The sequence below is a fragment of the Streptomyces daliensis genome, assembly GCF_054782395.1.
Genome location: NZ_BAAGSO010000125.1, coordinates 1 through 1,845, shown reverse-complemented (window position 1 = coordinate 1,845; position 1,845 = coordinate 1). Strand labels below are relative to the sequence as shown.

The following is a 1,845-nucleotide window of genomic DNA, read 5'->3' as shown; positions in this document are numbered from 1 at the left end:
GCGCCGTGGCCACGCTCACCTGGCCGGGGGCGCCCACCGGGGCATGAGGGGTGTGGGGGGTGGGTGTGGGGGGTGGGTGTGCGGGACGTGAGGGCTCAGCAGCCGTGGTCCACCAGGTCGAACGACTCGTAGTGGTCGGCGGTGTAGTAGTCCTCCTGCTCCTTCTCACCGGTCACGATGCGCCGGGCTCCGCGGTCGTCGGAGCCCGGCGTCTCGACGGTGTACTCGTGGTAGTAGCCGTCACTCTGGTCCGGGAGGATGCCCTCGCGGTTCTGGAAGACGGTGCCGTCCTGCGGGTACGGGTAGGGGCCGCCCTGCTCGATGAGGTCGAGCGTCTCGTGGGCCTCGGCGGGCAGCTCGTTGTAGCAGATGCTGCCGACGTCGGCGGCGGAGACGCCGGAGGCGGCGGGCGCGGAGATCCTGGCGGGCGCGGGCGCCTGCTCGGCGGTGGCGGCCCCGGCGACGGCGGGCCCGCCGACGAGGAGGGCGGCGGCGAGGGCGCTGAGGGCACTGATGCGTGCGATTCGTGGGGGGAATCTCATGGCATCCATGGTGACGCGCGTAGATGACCTGTCAACGCCAACGGCACGAATTTTCCCAGGAGTTCACACGGAGCACCCGGCCCGACGCGGCGCACGGGGCGCCGCTCGCGGTCGCACACGGCCGGGGTCGGGGTCGGGGCGGGGCCGTCGCCCACTCACCGGACGTCGACCCCGCCCCCCGTGGACGCCCTCATTCCCGCACGCTGACCTCACCCTCGCTCCCGCTCCCGCTCCCGCTCCCGTCGGCCGCACGCCGCGACCTCTCGACGATCTGCTGCAACGCCGCCGCGTGCGCCTCCAGCGCCGCCCGCCCGCCGTCGCTGAGCTGCACCCAGGTGCGGGGCCGCTTGCCGACGTACCCCTTGCGCACCTCGACGTAACCGTGCCCCTCCAGCGTGCTGATCTGCTTGGACAGAGCGGAGGGCGACAGCCCCGCCGACTCCCTCACCCACCCGAACTCGGCCCACTCGGCCCCCGCGAGCAGCGACACGATCGACAGCCGGGTGGGGTCGAGGAGGACCGGGTCGAAGTCAGCGTGCGCCATTGACGGCGCTCTTCCCCGTACGGCCACCGGGCGCGGCTCCCGACAGCAGCGCCCGCTGCCAGGCGGGACCGAAGATCGCCAGCGAGGCGCCGGCCACCGCGCCGATCACGGTCCGCCAGTACGGGAAAGCGAGGTGCCAGTCCGGTTGCAGGAGCCGGAGTGCGAGGCCGGCCAGGAGCACGACGGCCACCGCGAGCAGCAGGTAGAGGCGGGGCCGCCAGGGGATCTCCTGCCTGCGCGGGCGGACGGGCCTGCCCAGCAGGGCCGAGCCACGGCGGGTGTTGAGCAGTGCGACGTAGCCGAGGCCGAACACCCCGAGAGCCGGCGAGATCCAGGCCACGGCCGCCTCTCCGAGGAAGTCGGGAGACGCGAAGAGCGCGAAGAACACGACGCCGGACAGCACGTACACCCACCGTGCTTCGGTGGCCGACCCGCGCATCTGATCGCGGCGCTGTTCGATGTCCGCCAGCGAGCGGGCGGCTTCGTCCGCCGAGGGGAAGGAACCGTCGGGAACGGATGGCATGAGTACCTCCACAAGATGCTGCGTGCTCCACCGAAACTACTTTCCTGAGAAGAAACTAGTTTCCCGCCCCCGGCTCGTCAACCCGGTCCCCGGCAGCACGAAGGGGCCCCTCCCCCGCGAAGCGGGAAAGGGGCCCCTGCTGTGCGAAGCGCGAGGGCTAGGCCGTTTCTGATGGCTCTTGGACGGTGTCGCGGAGCCATATGACGATGGCTGCTGTGGTGAGGGTGCCGTTGAAG

The 1,845-nt window shown here is 71.8% G+C and carries 3 protein-coding genes; all 3 read right to left on the bottom strand.

Translation table 11 applies throughout. The features are described 5' to 3' along the window. Positions 1 to 95: 95 nt before the first annotated feature. The 3 genes from ACYVOO_RS35935 to ACYVOO_RS35925 all read right to left on the bottom strand — a co-directional run bounded on the left by ACYVOO_RS35935 (position 96) and on the right by ACYVOO_RS35925 (position 1,609). Complete coding sequence (locus ACYVOO_RS35935) at positions 96 to 542, bottom strand: guanyl-specific ribonuclease (protein WP_461019928.1); 447 nt, start codon at positions 540 to 542, stop codon at positions 96 to 98. Between the two features lie 190 nt (positions 543 to 732). Further along, positions 733 to 1,086: a transcriptional regulator gene (locus tag ACYVOO_RS35930; protein ID WP_461019927.1), complete on the bottom strand. Its 354-nt coding sequence runs from the start codon at positions 1,084 to 1,086 to the stop codon at positions 733 to 735. Continuing rightward, positions 1,073 to 1,609, bottom strand: coding sequence for a hypothetical protein (locus ACYVOO_RS35925; RefSeq protein WP_461019926.1), 537 nt, complete (start codon positions 1,607 to 1,609; stop codon positions 1,073 to 1,075). The genes ACYVOO_RS35930 and ACYVOO_RS35925 overlap by 14 nt, the downstream gene beginning before the upstream one ends. Between the last annotated feature and the right edge of the window lie 236 nt (positions 1,610 to 1,845).